The 18,322-nt window shown below is 69.8% G+C and carries 11 protein-coding genes and 2 pseudogenes; 6 read left to right on the top strand and 7 right to left on the bottom strand.

Going from position 1 to position 18,322, the window contains the following annotated elements; genetic code table 11:
* Nucleotides 1–26: 26 nt before the first annotated feature.
* Entirely contained in the window at nucleotides 27–1,520 is a 1,494-nt protein-coding gene (locus OG841_RS23010; RefSeq protein ID WP_371566777.1) for an MFS transporter, read from the top strand.
* A 120-nt stretch (nucleotides 1,521–1,640) separates the two neighbouring features.
* Complete coding sequence (locus OG841_RS23005; RefSeq protein WP_371566776.1) at nucleotides 1,641–2,612, top strand: pirin family protein; 972 nt, start codon at nucleotides 1,641–1,643, stop codon at nucleotides 2,610–2,612.
* Nucleotides 2,613–2,701: 89 nt separating this feature from the next.
* On the opposite strand, the gene OG841_RS23000 is transcribed toward OG841_RS23005, so the two are convergent.
* Both OG841_RS23000 and OG841_RS22995 read right to left on the bottom strand, forming a co-directional pair.
* The gene (locus tag OG841_RS23000) at nucleotides 2,702–3,577 is read right to left on the bottom strand and encodes a BRO-N domain-containing protein (protein WP_371566775.1); all 876 of its coding nucleotides are present in this window, start codon (nucleotides 3,575–3,577) and stop codon (nucleotides 2,702–2,704) included.
* 150 nt (nucleotides 3,578–3,727) lie between these two features.
* Nucleotides 3,728–5,854, bottom strand: coding sequence for a SpoIIE family protein phosphatase (locus OG841_RS22995; RefSeq protein ID WP_371566774.1), 2,127 nt, complete (start codon nucleotides 5,852–5,854; stop codon nucleotides 3,728–3,730).
* A gap of 142 nt (nucleotides 5,855–5,996) precedes the next feature.
* On the opposite strand from OG841_RS22995, the gene aspS reads away from it, so the two are divergent.
* Nucleotides 5,997–7,760: an aspartate--tRNA ligase gene (gene aspS / locus OG841_RS22990; protein ID WP_371566773.1), complete on the top strand. Its 1,764-nt coding sequence runs from the start codon at nucleotides 5,997–5,999 to the stop codon at nucleotides 7,758–7,760.
* Between the two features lie 110 nt (nucleotides 7,761–7,870).
* Nucleotides 7,871–8,767 carry an intradiol ring-cleavage dioxygenase gene (locus OG841_RS22985; protein ID WP_371566772.1) on the top strand — a complete coding sequence of 299 codons (897 nt, stop codon included), beginning with the start codon at nucleotides 7,871–7,873 and terminating at the stop codon, nucleotides 8,765–8,767.
* 73 nt (nucleotides 8,768–8,840) lie between these two features.
* On the opposite strand, the gene OG841_RS22980 is transcribed toward OG841_RS22985, so the two are convergent.
* A complete protein-coding gene (locus OG841_RS22980) occupies nucleotides 8,841–10,247 on the bottom strand; it encodes a VCBS repeat-containing protein (protein WP_371566771.1) in 1,407 nt (468 codons plus the stop codon).
* Between the two features lie 13 nt (nucleotides 10,248–10,260).
* A complete protein-coding gene (locus OG841_RS22975; protein WP_371566770.1) occupies nucleotides 10,261–12,786 on the bottom strand; it encodes an FG-GAP-like repeat-containing protein in 2,526 nt (841 codons plus the stop codon).
* 133 nt (nucleotides 12,787–12,919) lie between these two features.
* Between OG841_RS22975 and OG841_RS22970 the strand changes: the two are divergent.
* Nucleotides 12,920–13,318: pseudogene (locus OG841_RS22970) on the top strand (pectate lyase family protein); the annotation flags it as partial.
* A gap of 1 nt (nucleotide 13,319) precedes the next feature.
* Here OG841_RS22970 and OG841_RS22965 read toward each other — a convergent pair.
* From OG841_RS22965 to OG841_RS22955, 3 genes are all read right to left on the bottom strand, one after another.
* Entirely contained in the window at nucleotides 13,320–13,796 is a 477-nt protein-coding gene (locus OG841_RS22965) for a hypothetical protein (RefSeq protein ID WP_371566769.1), read from the bottom strand.
* Nucleotides 13,797–13,862: 66 nt separating this feature from the next.
* Entirely contained in the window at nucleotides 13,863–15,578 is a 1,716-nt protein-coding gene (metG, locus tag OG841_RS22960; protein ID WP_365116563.1) for a methionine--tRNA ligase, read from the bottom strand.
* Between the two features lie 143 nt (nucleotides 15,579–15,721).
* On the bottom strand, nucleotides 15,722–17,344 hold the full coding sequence (locus OG841_RS22955; RefSeq protein ID WP_328639782.1) for a VWA domain-containing protein: 1,623 nt from the start codon (nucleotides 17,342–17,344) through the stop codon (nucleotides 15,722–15,724).
* A 578-nt stretch (nucleotides 17,345–17,922) separates the two neighbouring features.
* On the opposite strand from OG841_RS22955, the pseudogene OG841_RS22950 reads away from it, so the two are divergent.
* Nucleotides 17,923–18,306: pseudogene (locus OG841_RS22950) on the top strand (alkaline phosphatase PhoX); the annotation flags it as partial.
* Nucleotides 18,307–18,322 lie beyond the last annotated feature (16 nt).

Raw genomic sequence — 18,322 nt, 5'->3', positions numbered from 1 at the left:
GTTCACGAAGCCGGAGGGGAACTGTCATGGACGACGCCTTGGAAGCCCGCAACCCACGCCGCTGGTGGATCCTGGTCGTGCTCTGCCTCAGCAGCCTGGTACTGGTCGTCGACAGCATGGCGCTGACCGTGGCGGTACCGGTCATGACCGAGGAGATCGGCGCGAGCGCCCAGGACACCCAATGGATCCTGGACTCCTACATCCTGGTCTTCGCCGGGCTCCTGCTCACCTCCGGAAGCCTGGGCGACCGGTTCGGCCGCCGGAAGGTGATGCTGATCGGGCTCCTGCTCTTCGGGGCCGCCTCACTGGCCGCGACCTGGTGCACCACTCCCGGCGAAGTGATAGCCGTACGCGTCGCGATGGGCATCGGCGGCGCCCTGATCATGCCGTCCACGCTCTCGATCCTCATCACCGTCTTCGACGAGGACGAGCGCGGCAAGGCGATGGCGGCCTGGAGTTCGGTGGCGATGCTCGGTCTGGTCGGCAGCCCGGTACTCGGCGGCGTCCTGATCGACCACTTCTCCTGGCAGTCCATCTTCTACCTGAACGTGCCGGTCGTGGCCCTGGCGATCGTCGCCGGTCTGACGCTCATGCCGGAGTCGAAGGCGCCCTGGCAGAAGGCCGACCCGCTGGGCGCCGTGCTGTCGGCGGCCGGGATGACCGCCCTCGTCTGGTGGATCATCGAGCTCCCGCAGCACGGAGTGTGGACGGCCGCCCTGCCCGTGGCCCTCGTGTCCCTGACCGGCTTCGTCATCTGGGAGAACGTCACGAAGTCCCCCATGGTCCCGCTGGTCCTCTTCAAACACCGCGACTTCAGCGGCGGTTCGCTCTCGCTGGCCCTGGTCCAGACAGGCAACGGCGGCCTGCTGCTGGTGCTCACCCAGTACCTCCAGTTCGTGCTCGGCTACTCACCGGTCAAGGCCGGCCTGGCCTTCCTGCCCCTGGCGGTCACGGCCCTGCTGGGCAACGGCGTGGGGGTGAAGCTCGCCGCGAAGTACGGCAACCGGTGGGTGATCCTCGCGGGCATGCTGGTGATGGTGGCCTGCTTCGCCCTGCTGACCACGGTCACGGCGGACTCCGGCTTCACCGTCCCGGCCGTCGCGCTCGGGCTGCTCGGGCTCGGCGCGGGTCTGGCGATGCCGGCCGCGGTGGCCGCCCTGATGGGTACCATCCCCGAGGACAAAGCGGGCGTCGGCTCGGCCTTGAACGACACCGTCCAGCAGGCCGGCACCGCGCTGGGCATCGCGATCCTGGGTTCGCTCCTGTCGAGCGGCTTCGCGGGCCGGATGCCCGAGGGGACGCCGGAGCGGGCGAGGCACTCGATAGCCGGGGCGGTGGCTCTGAAGGATCCGGGGCTGGTCGCGGCGGCCCGCGAGGCCTTCACCGCCTCCATGTCCATGACCTTCACGGTCAGTGCGATCGGGGTCCTGGCGGCGGCGCTGCTGGCGACGCTCGTGATGCGGGACGACCGGCGGACATCGAAGAACGCGGCTGATCGGGAACCGGAGCTCGCCGCCTGACCTCTTCAGGGGGTGCGGGGTCTCGGAGAAGCCTGGAGGGAATGTCCTTCGGGCTTCTGCCGTTAGAGGTGGCAGAAAGTTCAACGCTCAACTAAACTCGAACCACAAGGAGGTACCGACATGCCTGCAGTGACTGTCGACAACCCGCTGACCCTGCCTCGCGTGGCCGCGACGGCGGACGCGGTGGCCCGTCCCGTCCTCGGCGTGACGACGGCGCCGAGTGGCTTCGAGGGCGAGGGCTTCCCGGTGCGACGAGCGTTCGCCGGAATCCATTACCGGCACCTCGACCCGTTCATCATGATGGATCAGATGGGTGAGGTGGACTACCCTGCCGGCGCCCCGAAGGGGACCCCCTGGCATCCACACCGTGGCTTCGAGACCGTCACGTACATCATTGACGGCACCTTCATCCACCAGGACTCCAACGGTGGTGGAGGCACCATCACCAACGGCGACACTCAGTGGATGACTGCCGGCTCGGGCCTCCTGCACATCGAGACTCCGCCCGAGTCGCTGGTGAAGTCCGGCGGGCTGTTCCATGGGCTTCAGCTCTGGGTCAACCTCCCGGCCAAGGACAAGATGAAGGACCCGCGCTACCAGGACATCCGCGGCGGCCAGGTCCAGCTGCTGACCTCGCCGGACGGCGGCGCACTGCTTCGGGTGATCGCGGGCGGGCTGGACGGCCACCAGGGCCCTGGCATCACACACACCCCGATCACGATGATCCACGCGACGCTGGCGCCGGGCGCGGAGATCACGCTGCCGTGGAGCGAGGAGTACAACGCTCTCGCGTATGTCCTGGCGGGACGCGGCAGCGTCGGTGCCGAGCGCCGCCCGATCCACCTGGGCCAGACCGCCGTCTTCGGCTCCGGTTCCTCTCTCACCGTCCGCGCCGACGAGAAGCAGGACTCCAACGCGCCGGACCTGGAGGTCGTGCTCCTGGGCGGACAGCCGATCCGCGAACCGATGGAGCACTACGGTCCGTTCGTGATGAACACCCGCGAGGAGTTGCAGCAGGCGTTCGACGACTTCCAGAAGGGACGGCTGGGGACGATCCCCGCCGTGCACGGGATGTCCGAGGGTGGCCTGTAGGGGCTGCGAGGACGAGTACGGTACGACAAGGCCCGAAGCCGCAAGCTTGGATTGCGGCTTCGGGCCTGTTCTGTGTGGGTGCCCAGGGGCTACGGCAGCACGTAGAACGGTGCGCCGTCAGGAGCCCGGCCCACCTGCCGCACGCACCCATGCTCGGACAGCAACTCCAGGCAATCGCGGACGCGGTCGGGTGTGAGCCCTGTGCAGACGGCGATCTCCTCCATGCTGTAGTCGGCTCCGCCGTGCAGGAGGGCCGGGGCCAAGTGGGCAGCCACCTTGTGGATGTCCTCGGTGACCACGAGGTTCCTGGTCTTCCAGTTGATCAGGAGTTGATCGGGCGTCAACTCCGGTGCCTGGACGGGGCGGGCTCGGTCGGTGGGACGTCGGAGGGTCTGGGCGATGTCCCGCAACACCTCGACGATCGCGGTCTGGCTGTTGTTGATCTGCCGCAGTAGCTCGTCCGTCCGGATGCTCCGCTGTTCGAGTGCGACGAGGGCATCGGTGATCTGCTGCGGCATGACGTAGGCCGTGCAGCCGGCGGGGGCGGGCTGGACGGCCGCCGGTTCCAGGGCGTAGGAGCCGTCGCGCTGGATGGTGGCGATGACCTCCGAGACCCACTCCTTGAAGTGCCGGGAGGCGGGCTTTGTGCAGCCGTTGACCAACCGGATCAGACCCTGGAGATCCACCAGGTTCATGTCTCGTCGCCACTCCCGACCTGCGGGAATGCTGAGAGTGTGCCTTCCAGTCACACTCTCGAGAAAGTCTCGGTGTTCTTCGGGAACGTGGTCCAGCAGTGCCTTTCGGGTAGTGATGTACCCCAGCTCTTTGCACACGTCCACCGCCGGGAACCAGTGCGTCCCGTCCGGCATCGTCAATCTCCGCACCCGCGCCCCCGTCGCCGCGAACACGAAGTCGTTGATGTCGATCGCGTCCTGGCGCTGTTCCGTGTTGTTCTGCTCGTCCATCGAGCATCACCTCCGCTCCGGAAACTAGGCACCGGCGCTTGCAACTGATGTCCGAAGGACGGTCGTTCACCCGATATGGCGAAAGAAGTATCGATTCAGTCGCTTTCGTGGAGCCGCGGCTCCAGCCCCGAACCGGGATTCGCGGGAGCGCTACTCCGAGGCCTCCCCCGAGGACTCGTACAGCTCGAACCAGATGCTCTTGCCCTCCCCCTGGGGGTCCACCCCCCACAGGTCCGCGAGGAGTTCGATCAGCATCAGGCCGCGGCCCGAGGAGGCCAGTTCGCCGGGGCGGCGTTTGTGCGGGAGGTCGTCGCTGGTGTCGGTGACCTCGACGCGCATCCGCCGGTCGCCCGCCTCGCCGCGGACCTCGGCGAGCAGTAGCGCGTCCGCGTCGGTGTGGACGAGGACGTTGGTGAGCATCTCGGACAGCAGCAGGACTGCCGAGTCGACCTGGTCGGCCGAGGGCCAGTCGTGCAGCAGTTCGCGCAGTTGCCGGCGGGCCACGCCGACCCGTTCCGGTTCCGCCTGGGCCACCGAGAGCATCGTGCGGCGGACCGGCGGCGCCGTGACGGCTGTGTCCCCGCAGCCGCAGCCCTCCCCCTGCCGGCACAGCAGTAGGACCGCGATGTCGTCCTCGCGGCGGTCGGCGAAGGGGCCGGTGGTGTGGTGGGAGGAGGGGCCGTGGACGGCCTGGACCAGGGCGTCGGCGAGTTCCTCGAGGCCTCCGTCGTGGGCCTCCAGGATGGTGCGGATGCGCTTCCAGCCGGTCTCGAAGTCGTGGCCGCCGGTCTCGATCAGCCCGTCCGTGCAGAGCATGAGCGTCTCGCCGGGCTCCAGGACGATCCGGGTCGTGGGGTAGTCGGCGTCCGGGTCGATGCCCAGCGGGAGGCCGCCTTCGGTGTGGCGGGCCAGGACCGTGCCGTCGGCCATGCGGATCGCCGGGTCGGGATGCCCGGCCCGCGCCACCTCCAGGACGCCGGTCACCGGATCGGCCTCGACGTACAGGCAGGTGGCGAAGCGTGTGTCGGAGGGGGCGTCGACGCCGTACGTCATGCCGTTCAGGAAGCGTGAGGCGCGGGAGAGGACCGCGTCGGGGCGGTGGCCCTCGGCGGCGTAGGCGCGCAGGGCGATCCGGAGCTGGCCCATGAGGCCCGCCGCGCGCACGTCATGGCCCTGGACGTCCCCGATGACCAGGGCGAACCTGCCGTTGGGAAGCGGGATCATGTCGTACCAGTCGCCGCCGACCTGGAGGCCGCCGCCGGTGGGGACATAGCGGGCGGCGACGGTCATGCCGGGTATCTCGGGTCCGAGGGTGGGGAGCATCGAGCGCTGGAGGCCGTCGGTCAGCTCGCGCTCCGACTCGGCGAGGCCTGCGCGGGACAGGGCCTGGGCCAGCATCCGTGCCACCGTCGTGAGGACCGAGCGCTCGTCCGGTGTGAACGCGACCGGGTAGGCGAAGCCCGCCATCCACGCGCCCATGGTGCGGCCGGCCACCGTCAGCGGCAGGAACGCCCAGGACTGGCGGTCGAAGCGCTGGGCGAGCGGCCAGGTGACCGGATAGCGGGAGCGGTAGGCCTCGGGGCTGGAGAGATAGACGGCACGGCCGGTGCGCACGACCTCGGCGGCCGGGTAGTCCGTCTCCAGGGACATGTGGGAGAAGGGGCTCTCGTCTCCGGGCTGCTGTCCGTGGTGGCCGATGATCGTCAGACGGTCGCCCTCGACGCCGAAGACGGCCAGGCCGTCGGGGCTGAACCCGGGCATGGACAGGCCCGCGGCCACCCGTAGCACTTCGGCGGTGGAGCGGGCCTCGGCCAGGGCGCGGCCCGCGTCCAGCAGGAAGGCCTCGCGTGAGCGCCGCCAGTCGCCGGTGACCGCGGTGCGTCCGGCGGGGGTGCCGGGGGTCGGCTCGGTGACCTCCTGGAGCGTGCCGATCAGCTGGAACGACTTCTTGTCCGCGTCGTACGACGGCTTGGAGCGGCTGCGCACGGTACGGGTCACCCGGCCCCGCTCGTCCATGATCCTGATCCGGACCTCGGCGAGGGTGTCCTCGGCGACGGCGAGACCGACGACGCTGATGATCTCGTTCCAGTCGACCGGGTGGAGACGGGCCCGTGCCTGGGCCTCGGTGAGGGTGGTCCGTCGGGCGGGCAGGCCGAGCAGCCGAGCTGCCTCGGCATCGACCGTGACCAGCTCGGTGGCGGTGTCCCAGTGCCACAGGCCGGTCGCGAGGGCGGTGAGGACGTCCCCCACGGCGGGCAGGGGCTCACCAGTGCGCATTGCCCCACTTTAAGAACAGGAGTTCCCGGAGTGCCACTGTTGGCCGAGTTGTAATGGTGGGAAGCGGTCCCGGGGGCCCCGGTAGGCTTGGGGGAGTTTCACGTGAAACAGACCCCGATCCGCGAAGGCTGGATGAACGACGATGCATCGGTACAGGTCCCACACCTGCGGCGAGCTCCGCTCCTCTGACGTCGGTACCGACGTCCGACTGAGTGGCTGGCTGCACAATCGGCGCGACCTGGGCGGCATCCTCTTCATCGATCTGCGCGATCACTACGGCATCACGCAGCTGGTCGCCCGGCCGGGCACGCCCGCGTACGAGGCCCTCGACAGGCTGACCAAGGAGTCCACGGTCCGCGTCGACGGCAAGGTCGTCTCCCGCGGTACCGAGAACATCAACGCGGACCTGCCCACCGGTGAGATCGAGGTCGAGGTCGGCGAGGTGGAGCTGCTCGGCGCGGCCGCCCCGCTGCCGTTCACGATCAACACCGAGGACGGGGTCAACGAGGAGCGGCGCCTGGAGTACCGCTTCCTCGACCTGCGCCGCGAGCGCATGCACAAGAACATCATGCTGCGCACGGCGGTGATCTCCGCGATCCGTCACAAGATGACGGCGCTGGGTTTCAACGAGATGGCGACCCCGATCCTGTCGGCGACCTCCCCCGAGGGCGCCCGCGACTTCGTGGTCCCCTCCCGGCTGAACCCGGGCAAGTTCTACGCGCTCCCGCAGGCGCCGCAGCAGTTCAAGCAGCTGCTGATGATCTCCGGCTTCGACCGCTACTTCCAGATCGCGCCCTGCTTCCGTGACGAGGACGCGCGCGCGGACCGCTCGCCGGGCGAGTTCTACCAGCTCGACGTCGAGATGAGCTTCGTCGAGCAGGAGGACGTCTTCCAGCCGATCGAGAAGCTCATGACCGAGCTGTTCGAGGAGTTCGGCAACGGCCGTCACGTCACGTCTCCCTTCCCGCGGATCCCGTTCCGCGAGGCGATGCTGAAGTACGGCTCGGACAAGCCGGATCTGCGGGCCCAGCTGGAGCTCGTCGACATCACCGATGTCTTCGAGGGTTCGGAGTTCAAGGCGTTCGCCGGGAAGCACGTGCGGGCGCTGGCGGTGCCGGACGTCGCCGCGCAGCCGCGGAAGTTCTTCGACCAGCTCGGTGACTACGCCGTCTCCCAGGGCGCCAAGGGCCTGGCCTGGGTCCGCGTCGCCGAGGACGGCTCGCTGACCGGTCCGATCGCGAAGTTCCTCACCGAGGAGAACGTCGCCGAGCTGACCAAGCGCCTGTCGCTGGCCGCCGGTCACGCCGTGTTCTTCGGTGCGGGCGAGTTCGACGAGGTCTCGAAGATCATGGGCGCGGTGCGGGTCGAGGCCGCCAAGCGTGCCGGGCACTTCGAGGAGGGCGTGTTCCGGTTCTGCTGGATCGTCGACTTCCCGATGTACGAGAAGGACGAGGAGAGCGGCGCGATCGACTTCTCGCACAACCCGTTCTCCATGCCGCAGGGTGGTCTTGAGGCGCTGGAGACCCAGGACCCGCTGGACATCCTGGGCTGGCAGTACGACATCGTCTGCAACGGTGTCGAGCTGTCCTCCGGCGCGATCCGGAACCACGAGCCCGAGATCATGCTCAAGGCGTTCGAGATCGCGGGCTACGACCGCGAGACCGTCGAGGAGAAGTTCGCCGGCATGCTGCGCGCGTTCCGCTTCGGCGCCCCGCCGCACGGCGGCATCGCCCCGGGTGTCGACCGCATCGTGATGCTCCTCGCGGACGAGCCGAACATCCGCGAGACCATCTCCTTCCCGCTCAACGGCAACGCCCAGGACCTGATGATGGGCGCGCCGACGGAGCTGGAGGAGGCCCGGCTGCGGGAGCTGCACCTGTCGGTGCGCAAGCCGCAGCCGAAGTAGGGCTTTGCAGCCGTAAGTGGCTCGGAACCGGCGTCGGTTCCGAGCCACTTCGCTTTTCACAGCTCCTTCCGATGTTCCTGCCAGGAGTCCGGGTTCTACGGTCCGTGGTCATGACGGACACTCAAGAAACCGACAGCACAGGGAAGTTGACCCGCCGCAAGGTCGTCGCGGTGGGCGCCGGCACGGTCGCGGTGGTGGGCCTGGGAGCCGCGGGTGCGGTGAACGCCTTCGCGGAGGAGAAGAGCGCGGAGAGCGAGGCCGAGGCCTGCTACAAGCTCACCTCGGAGACCGTCGAGGGTCCCTATTACATCGACGCCGACAAGATCCGCCGGGATGTCACCGAGGACAAGGAGGGGATCCCGCTCCTCCTCGATGTCAGGGTGATCGACTCCGAGACGTGCAGACCGATCCGGAACGCGGCCGTGGACATCTGGCAGTGCGACGCGGTGGGCGTCTACTCCGGGTACGAGGACATGGGCAATGGCGGCGGGGGCGGCCCGGCTCCCACCGGAACGCCCACCGACGCACCCACGGGGACCCCGACGGGCACGCCCACCGACCTTCCCACCGGCCCTCCCCCGGGCGGCGGCCATCAGGAACCCACCGACGACACCCGCTATCTGCGCGGCACCTGGCGCACCGACAGGCACGGCCAGGTCACCTTCAGGACGGTCTTCCCGGGCTGGTACCGGGGCCGTTGTGTGCACATCCACACCAAGGTGCATGTGGACGGCGAGTGGACGGACGCCGGTTACGAGGGCGGGCACACCTGCCACACCGGCCAGTTCTTCTTCGATGAGGAGTCGGTCCTGGCCTCGGCCGAACTGGAGCCGTACGCGTCCAACACCGCCGAGCGCACCACGCTCGACGAGGACACGATCTACGACGGCGGCGGCGTCACGGGCGGTCTGCTCCGGCTGAAGTACCGCAAGGACGACATCGGGAAGGGCGTCCGCGCGTCGATCACGGTCGGCGTGGACCCGGAGGCGACGAACGACAACAATTGATGCAACTCCGCGATCACGTACGAAGGCGCCCGGGACGGTGAAGTCCCGGGCGCCTTCGTCGTGCGGGGCGGGTTCAGATCACCCAGAGCAGTCCGTTGCCGCCCAGGAGCGTGCCGTTGCCCTGGGCGAGGCCCACGGACGCGGCCGTGAACAGCTTGCTGCCGGTGGCCGTCGGCCGGGTGGAACCGCCGGGGAAGACCCAGACCGCTCCGGTGAAGTTGTTCTCACCGACCGCACCGACGAACAGCTCCGGCCTGCCGTCCTTGTTGACGTCGCCGACCAACACCGTCGTACCGAAGAAGTCGTCGATCTCGGCGGCGCCCGGCACGCCCGCCGTGTCCTGGGAGAAGGAGTAGGAGCCGGTGCCGAGGGCGCCCGAGGCGCGGCCCGGGATCACGGTCACCTGGCCGGCGCGGTTCTTGGCGAGGTCCTCGTACGGGGAGCCGACCACGATGTCGGCGAGGCCGTCCCGGTTGAGGTCGGCCACCGCCAGGGCACCGCCGAAGGCGTCGTCCTTCTCGCTCGCGCCGGGCACTCCCGCGGTGTTCTGTGTGATCTGCGCGGGCGCGGTGTCCTTCGTGATGCCGGCCGCCGAGCCGTACCAGACGAGGACGCGGCCGCCCGACTCGCCGTCCACGCCCGCCGTTTCCGGCTCGTCGGGGTCGCCTGCCACGAGGTCGGCGTAGCCGTCGCCGTTGATGTCGCCGGCGGCGGTGATGAGGCCGTTGCCGTTCAGCTGCTCACCGTAGGCGAACTTCGTGTAGATCTCGCCACCGCTCAGGTCACTCAGCCGGGTGGTGGCCACGGCCGGGTCGGGCACGGCGTCCCCGTCGAAGTCACCGAGCGCGACGGACTCCACGGAGGCGGTGTCCATGTTCAGCGTGCGGGAGCCGTAACCGCCGGCGCGGGTGAACGGACCCGTGATGTGCACGGAGGCGTCGTAGCCGCCCACCGCCACCCGGGTCTTCGTGCCCGCGCCGAGGCTGAGCGCGGCGAGGTCCAGCCCGTAGTTCTGCGTGGACCCCGACGGCGACGGCAGATCCGTCCCGCTCGTCAGGCCGCCCTTGCTGCCCCAAAGCACCGTCACCGCACCGGCGTTGGTCCCCTTCGACGAGTCCTCGTACGGCGATCCCACCACCAGGTCGGCATACCCGTCCCGGTTGAGGTCGGCCGTCGCGGTGGTGGCGCCGAAACCGTCGCCCCTCTCGGCCGTGCCCGGCACCCCGGCGGTGTTCTGAGTGATCGTCTTACGGTTGCCGGCCGACAGACCGGACTTGGAGCCGTACAGCACGACCACCGCCCCGGCCCCCTGCTTGCCGGACACGTCCGCCCCCGGCGCGGGCAGAACGGCGTCCTTGTAGCCGTCGCCGTTGAAGTCGCCCGGTACGCCCCCGTGTACCGCGGCCGCCGGTGTGGCGGGCAGCAACGCGCCCACCGTCACGCTCGCGGCCACCAGTGCGGCCGCACTCCATCTGCGCACGTGAACTCCCCCTCTACGACAGGAACTTGTAGCCGCTGAAGCCGGTCGCGATCTTCGCCCTCGCCCCGAACGATCCCTTGCCGTCACCGCTGTTGCGCCACAGCGTGCCGCCGGTGTCGCGGGAGACGAGGTCGGCCTTGCCGTCTCCGGTGATGTCACCGACGCCGACGATCACGTTGTAGGAGCCGCCCCAGTTGGTGAACAGCTTCGCGCGGGGCTTGAAGGTGCCCTGGCCGGTGCCGTCGTAGCGGTAGAGGGTGTGGGACGTGTCCTGGGCCAGCAGGTCGCCGATGCCGTCGCCGTTGAGGTCGCCGGCGCCGACGATCTTCTTGTAGCCCTTCCAGTTGTCGTAGAGCTTCGCGCGCGCGGAGAGCTTGCCGGTGCTGGTCCCCTTGTAGAGGTAGACCGTGCCGGTGGACGCCCCTCGCGCGATCAGGTCGGGGCGGCCGTCGCCGCTGATGTCACCGGGCGAGGTCAGGACGTCGTACTGGTTCCAGCCGCTGGTGCCGAGTGAGGTGTACGACGTCGACGGCTTGACCGGGGCCCCGCAGCCGGGCTTGTACAGGCGCAGGGCGCCGCTGCTCAGCCGTACCAGGACGTCGTTGCAGCGGTCGCCGCTCAGGTCGCCGAAGGGGATCGCCTTGATGGTGGTGGGCCAGCCGCTGCCGCTGGCCTTGGCCGAGAAGGATCCCGTGGACGCCTTGCCCAGCTGGAAGGTGAGCGCGCCCGAGGAGTCGAGGGTGAGGAGGTCGCCCGTGCCGTCCGGGGTGGCCGAGGCGCCGCCGAAGTCACGGGCGACGGCCGCGCCGCCGGTGACGGCGACCGTGCCGGAGGCAAGCTTCACGGCCGAGGCCGCGCCGTCCTGGGTGGCCCGCAGCGTCCAGGTCAGGGGGCCGTTGGCGGCGTAACTCCCCGATGCCGTACGGCCGTTCCAGCTCGCGGTGACGGACAGGCCGGTCGTCGAGCCGGTGAGGGTGCGGACGGTCCGGCCGGCCGGGTCGGTGAGGGTCACGGACCAGGACGAGGTGGGTCGGCTCAGTGTCCAGGTGGGCGCCCAGGCGTTGCTCGCGGTGGTGGTGCCCTTGAGCGGGGCGGTCGCCGGGACGCTCGAACCGCTGACGGCGAGCGCGGGCCAGGCGGTACGGCTGCCGAACAGGTGCCAGTTCGAGGAGTCGCTCGTGGAGCCTGACCAGACGGCACTGGCGCTGCCGTCCTCACCGACGCTGACCTGGCCGAGGACGTTGGCGAACGACGAGCCCGGCAGCGCGGCCGGGCTGCTCCACCGACCGTCGCTGCGCACGGACTCCACCAGTGCGACCTTGCCGCCGACGGTCTGGGGCCATAGGGCGTGCACGGTGCCGTCGTCGGCGATGGCGGTGTCCCAGGCCTCCGAGACATACGACGTGGACAGCGTCTGCACGGCCGACCAGGTGCCGGTGGCGGCATCACGGGTGGCCGTGCGGGTGCCGAAGGTCGTGGTGTAGTCGACCCAGACGAGGGTGACATCGCCGTCGGGTGCGATGAGCGGCTGCGGGGTGCCCGAGAGGTCCTCGGTGCCGGTCACGGCCTCGGGCGCGGCCCAGGTGCCGTCGGCGGAGCGGGCGGCGGTGAGGATGGTCTGCTGCTCGGACTCGTCGCTGCCGTCCCAGGCCAGGGTCAGGGTGCCGTCGTCGGCCGCGCCGACCTCGGGATCGCTGATCGACTGGTAGCTCGGAGTCGCGGCGGCGGGCGCGGTCCACGTGGTGGCGCCGGGCGCGCGGGAGACCATGCGCACCGAGGCGGATGGCCCGTCGGTCTGCTTCCACACGACGACGACGGTGCCGTCGGAGGTGACGGCGACGCTCGGGGCGTGGGCGCTGTCGGCGCCGTCCGCGACCGTGTCGCTGAGCCGGTCGGGCGCCGACCAGGCGCCGTCGGTGGCGCGGGTGGCGGCGTACACCTCCCACGGAGTGCCGCCGGATTCGGTGCGCACGCTCCAGACCGCGGTGAGCGTGCCGTCGGGGGCCTCCGCGAGGTCGATGCCGCCGTCGCCCCAGGCCGTGTCGGTGCCGACGAGCTCGACGGGCGTGGACCAGGCCGAGTGGTCGGCGGTGAGCACGGAGCTGACGACCCGGCTGTCGTAGGGCCCGGCGCCGGGCGAGGTCTCGTCCGGGTACTCCGTCCACAGCGCGGTGACCGTGCCGTCGGAGGAGGCGTGCAGCTTGACGCCGCCTGCCTCGTCCGGGGTGGTGGTGAGCAGGGCCGGTGTACCCCAGGTGTCACTGCCGGCGGGGCGGACGGCGGCGTACAGCTTGCGCTCGGTGCTGTCCGTGTCCGCGAACTGGTTCCACACCGCGACGGCGGACCCGTCGGCGGTGGTCACGAGGTCCTTGACGTAGGTGTCGGTATCGGCGCCTGTGACGGCGGTGGCCGAGGTCCACGGGACGGCCGGGGCCGCCACGGCCGTCGTCGTCGGAAGCACGGCGCCGCCCGACAGGGCCAGTGCCACCGAGGACATCGCGACCGCCAGGCGGCGGCGCGGCAGGGCGTATCTGCCCATGTGGGTTTCCCTCCCCCGCGAGGGCCCCCTGCCCTCGCACAAGTGATCGGACGCTATCAGCGTCAAGGCCTGACACGTCGGTCGGGGCCGGGGCTCGGAAATTTCTTCCCGGTCGCGCCAACCCCCTTGATCCGACGGGGCGCTGGACATCACCAAGAGCTCGGACCTGGTGACCGTCTCCCGCAACCAGTTCACCCTCCACGACAAGACGATGCTGATCGGCAGCAGCGACAGCGAGCCCGCGGGCAAGCTGCGCGTCTCCCTCCACCACAACGTCTGGAAGGTCCCGTCCACGGTGAAGGTCTCGAAGCTCCTGAGCGGCCGCACGGGCGCGATCGCGGGCTCCGGCAACCTGGTCAACGGCACGACGACGGACCTGGTCGCGGCCTACAACGCCACGTCCTCGAAGGACCTGAAGACGAGCGTGAACTGGACCCCGACCCTGACGTCCGGCCTGGAGTGGTCGGCAGCCGCGGTGAAGAACCTGCCGATGTCGCTGGCCACGACGACGGGGGCCGGGGTGCTCTCCTAGCTCAGGTGTCGTAGGTCCCGTCCCACGGTTCCGCGAAGGCGAGGCGGTCCGGGTAGAGCTCCGCCCATTGCTCGCCCTCGTCCTCGCGGATCACCAGACCGAAGCGGACGCCCTCGTGGGTGATGCTGAAGGGACGGATCGCGATGTCCGTGTAGGAGCGGCGGGGAAGGCTGCGCAGCAGGGTCCCGCGGTGGACCTGGGCGCGGGTCAGCGGGGAGGCGTCACCGCTCGGGTCGCGTTGTTGTTCCGCCCAGGTGCCGGCGCACCAGATGTCCGAGTCGCGGTAATTGCCCTCGGTGTCGAAGGTGTGCAGGACCGCGTACAGGCGTTTCTGCTCTTCCCAGCCCTCCTCGAGGCGGAACCCCTCAGGGAAGGCATATGTGATCGACGCCAGGAACTGACCCTCCGCATACCGCCCGATCGTCTCGGTGCGGTGCTTCGGCTCGTACGCGACAGGAATGACCCCGGGCACTGCCATGGCGCAAACCATACGGCTTGGCGCGGACACGGCGATGCCCGGGTCGGTATCCGGACTGCTCCGGGACTACTCGGGGGAACCGCCGAAGCGCTCCTTGTACGTCTCCAGGTCCTCGTCCGTCAGCTTCGCGAAGAGGACCGGGGGGACGGTGAAGGGGATGCCGGCGGTGAGGGCGGTGAGGGCGCGGGCCTCGTCGGGGGTGATCCAGGTGGCCGTGTCGTCCTCGAGGGCGAAGGCCTGGCGCATGGCGGCCGAGGTCGCGGGGATGAACGGTTCCGAGACCACCGCGTACAGGTGGATCAGGTTCATCGCCGTGCGCAGGGTCAGGGCCGCGCCGTCCTTGTCCGTCTTGATCTCCAGCCAGGGGGCCTTCTCCTCCAGGTAGGAGTTGCCCGCCGACCACAGGGCGCGCAGCGCCGCCGCGGCCTTGCGGAACTGCAGCGCCTCCATCTGGGACTCGTACTCAGCGAGGAGGCGGGCGATCTCCTCGCCCAGCTTCGCCTCCGCCTCGCCCGGCTCGCCGCCCGCCGGGACCTCCTCGCCGAAGCGCTTCTTCGAGAAGGACAGGACGCGGTTGACGAAGTTGCCGAGGGTGTCGGCCAGGTCCTTGTTCACCGTCGCCGTGAAGTGCTCCCAGGTGAAGGACGAGTCGTCCGACTCGGGGGCGTTGGCGATCAGGAAGTAGCGCCAGTAGTCCGCCGGGAGGATGTCCAGGGCCTGGTCGGTGAAGACGCCCCGCTTCTGGGATGTGGAGAACTTTCCGCCGTAGTACGTCAGCCAGTTGAAGGCCTTGACGTAGTCGACCTTCTTCCATGGCTCGCGCACACCGAGCTCGGTGGCCGGGAACATCACCGTGTGGAAGGGGACGTTGTCCTTCGCCATGAACTCGGTGTAGCGGACGGTGGTGTCCACGTCGTACCACCAGGACTTCCAGTCCCGGTTCGACGGGTCCAGGTCCGCCCACTCCTTCGTCGCGCCGATGTACTCGATCGGGGCGTCGAACCAGACGTAGAAGACCTTGCCCTCCGCCGCCAGCTCCGGCCATGTGTCGGACGGGACGGGGACGCCCCAGTCCAGGTCACGGGTGATCGCGCGGTCGTGCAGACCTTCGTTCAGCCACTTGCGGGCGATGGAGGAGGCCAGCTGCGGCCAGTCGTCCTCGTGCCGCGCGACCCACTCCTCGACCTCGTGCTGGAGCTTGGACTGGAGGAGGAAGAGGTGCTTGGTCTCCCTGACCTCCAGGTCCGTGGAGCCGGAGATCGCCGAGCGCGGGTTGATCAGGTCGGTCGGGTCCAGGACGCGCGTGCAGTTCTCGCACTGGTCGCCGCGGGCCTTGTCGTAGCCGCAGTGGGGGCAGGTGCCCTCGACATAGCGGTCCGGGAGGAAACGGCCGTCGGTGGGGCTGTAGACCTGGCGGATGGCGCGCTCTTCGATGAAGCCGTTCTCGTTCAGGCGGCGGGCGAAGTGCTGGGTGATCTCGACGTTCTGCTCGCTGGAGCTGCGGCCGAAGTAGTCGAAGGCCAGCGCGAAGCCGTCGTAGACCGCCTTCTGGGCGTCGTGCGCCTGCGCGCAGAACTCGGCGACCGGGAGGCCCTGCTCCTTCGCGGCCAGCTCGGCCGGGGTGCCGTGCTCGTCCGTCGCGCAGATGTAGAGGACCTCGTGGCCGCGCTGGCGCAGGTAACGGGAGTAGACGTCCGCCGGGAGCATGGACCCCACCATGTTGCCCAGGTGCTTGATCCCGTTGATGTACGGAAGGGCGCTGGTGATGAGGTGTCGAGCCATCGGGGGCTGCTCCCAGGTTGGTCGTGCGGGTGAGTCGCTTCGCGAGTCTTGAAATCGTATCCGACATGGGTGGGCCGCCCGCTTCCCGTTTTACGGGGTGGGAAGCGGGCGGCCCGGTGGTGAGCTGTGGTGATCTTCGGGGGTTACGGGCGCCAGTTCGCCAGGATGCCCTCGTAGATCTCCGCGTCCGTGAGTTCCTTCGGGGTCTCGCCCGCGAGGAAGTGGGACGTGTTGGCGAGCTTGAGCTTGCGGAGGTAGTCGAAGGCCTTGTTCTCCGGGTCACCGAAGGCGACGAAGGAGAAGAAGACGCCGGGGTGGGTCTTCGCCGCCTCCGTGAGGGCCTGGGTGGCGGGGGTCTTCGCGTCCGGGGCGCCGTCGGTCTGGAAGACGACCAGGGCGGGGGTGTCGGGGGAGTTCTTGGTGTGGTGCGCCAGGACTTCCTCGACGGCCGCGTGGTAGCTGGTACGGCCCATGCGGCCGAGGCCGGCGTGGAGGTCGTCGATCTTGTTCTCGTGGTCGGTGAGGGTGAGCTCGCCGGTGCCGTCGAGTTCGGTGGAGAAGAAGACCACGTGGACCTTGGACTCGGGGTCCAGGTGGGCGGCGAGGGCGAGGGTCTGCTCGCCGAGCGCCTGGGCGGAGCCGTCCTTGTAGTACGGGCGCATGCTCGCGGAGCGGTCCAGGACGAGGTAGGTCGTGGCGGTGGTGCCGGTGAGGCCGTGAGTGGTCAGGGCGGTGGCGGCGGCGGTGTAGGCGGTGCGGAGGATGGGGGGTACGGCGGCGGGGTTGTTCCCACCGGCACCATCCGTGACGGCCTTGTCCTCGCCGTCGGCGGCCGCGAGTGCGTCGTCCGCTGCCGCGGGGGCCGGGGTTTCGGGGGCGACGGCCGGTTCCGGCTCCGGCTCAGGGGTGACCTCGGCGGTCGGCTGCGGCTCCGGTTCCACGACGGTCTCGGACTCCGGGTCGGAAGCCGGCTCGGCCTCGACGGCGGAGTCGGAGGTGACCTCGGCCGCCGGTTCGGGCTTCGGCTCGGGGTCGGCCTCTGCGGTGGGCGTCGCCTCGGGTTCCGGGGCGGCTGCCGGCTCGGGCTCGGCGGCCGGCTCCGGTTCCGGTGCGACCTCCGCGACCGGGGCCGGCTCTTCGACGGCCGCTTCCTCGGTCGCCGGCTCTTCGGCGGCGGCCTTCTGTACGGCGGCTTCCTTCGCCACCGGTTCTTCGGCGGGCGCTTCTTCGGTCGACGGTTCCTCGGCGGGTGCGTCCTCCGCCACCGGCTCTTCAGCGGCGGGTTCTTCGGTCGCCGGCTCGTCGGCAGCGGTCTCCTGTACGGCCGCTTCCTTCGCCACCGGCTTCTCGGCGGCCGCTTCCTCCGCCTCCGGCTCCTTCGCGGATGCTCCGGATTCTGCCGTCGGCTTCTTGGTCACCGCCTCCTCTGCCACCGGCGTCTCAGTCGCCGCCTCGGCCGGGACCGGCTGGGTCGGGATCTCCGCGTTCTTCGGGGTCCCCGCGTCCTCCGTCGAAGGCGTCGGCGTGGAGGCCGCCGCCTTGTCGAAGGCCGCTGCGACCAGTTCGTGCTCGGAGGAGGTGGAGAGGGTGGAGGTACGAGGTTCGGGGACCGTGGCCGCCTTCGCAGGCGTCGGCTCGGGTGCCGGAGAGGGAAGCTTCGGTGCCGCCTCCTGCGAAGGAGTCGTCTCCGCACCCTCTGCCTCGGTGGCAGCGCCCTTGCGTGATCGGCCGCCGAACGCGTTCCGCAGGAGAGTGAGAATGCCCATGTGCGCAACCCTTCGCATGAGTTGTAGCCCGTCAATCCCTGGCCAGGACGGACACGTAAGGTTAGCGGCCCCGGATGGCGATCTTCGGCAGGGGCAGGTGCCCGGGGCTCCGGGCGTCAAGACCTACTTCCGGACTTCACCCGCGCGAGACGTCAACTCCGCTACGTCCACCCCGGGTTCATGCACCGTTCACCGCCCCGCCCCGCCCCGCTCTCGCACGGACGCGCACCTACCGTCCGTCAAGCGAGCTTCAAGGGGAAGCAAGGGGAGAGCAAAAGTGCCTGTACAGCTACCGTTGATCAACGCCGTCCACGGACGGTCCGGCCTGACCTGCCGTTTCCGGTGTGGTGACGCCTGTTTCCACCCGGCGCCCAACATCTCCTCCAACCCGTACGTCGGCGACGTCATCGCCACCGCGCTCAGCCGCCGCTCGATGATGCGTGCCGCCGTCGTGACGGTCGCCGCCGCGGCCGGCACCGCGAGCACCGTCGTCACGGCCCCGTCGGCCGAAGCCGCCCCCAGCAGGTCACCACAAAGCCCAACCCCAAGGGCAAGGCCGCCCGCGGGCTTCGTGAGGACCCCGCCACTACCTCGCGGGCTTCCCGAAGGACGCGGTGAGCCCCGTCTCCTGCCCGGACAACGTGGCCTTCGACCCGCACGGGAACCTGTGGATCTCCACGGACGGGAACCAGCTGGGCTCGCACGACGGGCTGTTCGGTGTCGCCACGAAGGGGGAGCGGCGGGGTGAGCTCAAGCAGTTCCTGACCGTGCCGACGGGGGCCGAGACCTGTGGCCCGCTGGTGCAGGACCGGCGGGTGCTGGTGGCGGTGCAGCACCCGGGGGAGATCAGCGGGGCGACGGTGGAGAAGCCGGCGAGCACGTGGCCCGACGGCCCGGGGAAGATCGTGCGCCCGGCGGTCGTGGCGGTGTGGCGCAAGGACGGGGGTGACATCGGCGTATAGACGGGAGTGACATCGG

Source organism: Streptomyces canus (assembly GCF_041435015.1).
GTDB lineage: Bacteria > Actinomycetota > Actinomycetes > Streptomycetales > Streptomycetaceae > Streptomyces > Streptomyces canus_G.
The sequence above is the reverse complement of the archived record's forward strand: the minus strand, read 5'-3'. Positions and strand labels throughout refer to the sequence as shown.

What these genes read in the sequence shown, in the direction of transcription:
- OG841_RS23010 (WP_371566777.1), top strand. Translation starts at nt 27, where the DNA reads ATGGACGACGCCTTGGAAGCCCGCAACCCACGCCGCTGGTGGATCCTG.
- OG841_RS23005 (WP_371566776.1), top strand. Translation starts at nt 1,641, where the DNA reads ATGCCTGCAGTGACTGTCGACAACCCGCTGACCCTGCCTCGCGTGGCC.
- OG841_RS23000 (WP_371566775.1), bottom strand. Translation starts at nt 3,577, where the DNA reads ATGGACGAGCAGAACAACACGGAACAGCGCCAGGACGCGATCGACATC.
- OG841_RS22995 (WP_371566774.1), bottom strand. Translation starts at nt 5,854, where the DNA reads ATGCGCACTGGTGAGCCCCTGCCCGCCGTGGGGGACGTCCTCACCGCC.
- aspS (WP_371566773.1), top strand. Translation starts at nt 5,997, where the DNA reads ATGCATCGGTACAGGTCCCACACCTGCGGCGAGCTCCGCTCCTCTGAC.
- OG841_RS22985 (WP_371566772.1), top strand. Translation starts at nt 7,871, where the DNA reads ATGACGGACACTCAAGAAACCGACAGCACAGGGAAGTTGACCCGCCGC.
- OG841_RS22975 (WP_371566770.1), bottom strand. Translation starts at nt 12,786, where the DNA reads ATGGGCAGATACGCCCTGCCGCGCCGCCGCCTGGCGGTCGCGATGTCC.
- OG841_RS22965 (WP_371566769.1), bottom strand. Translation starts at nt 13,796, where the DNA reads ATGGCAGTGCCCGGGGTCATTCCTGTCGCGTACGAGCCGAAGCACCGC.
- metG (WP_365116563.1), bottom strand. Translation starts at nt 15,578, where the DNA reads ATGGCTCGACACCTCATCACCAGCGCCCTTCCGTACATCAACGGGATC.
- OG841_RS22955 (WP_328639782.1), bottom strand. Translation starts at nt 17,344, where the DNA reads ATGGGCATTCTCACTCTCCTGCGGAACGCGTTCGGCGGCCGATCACGC.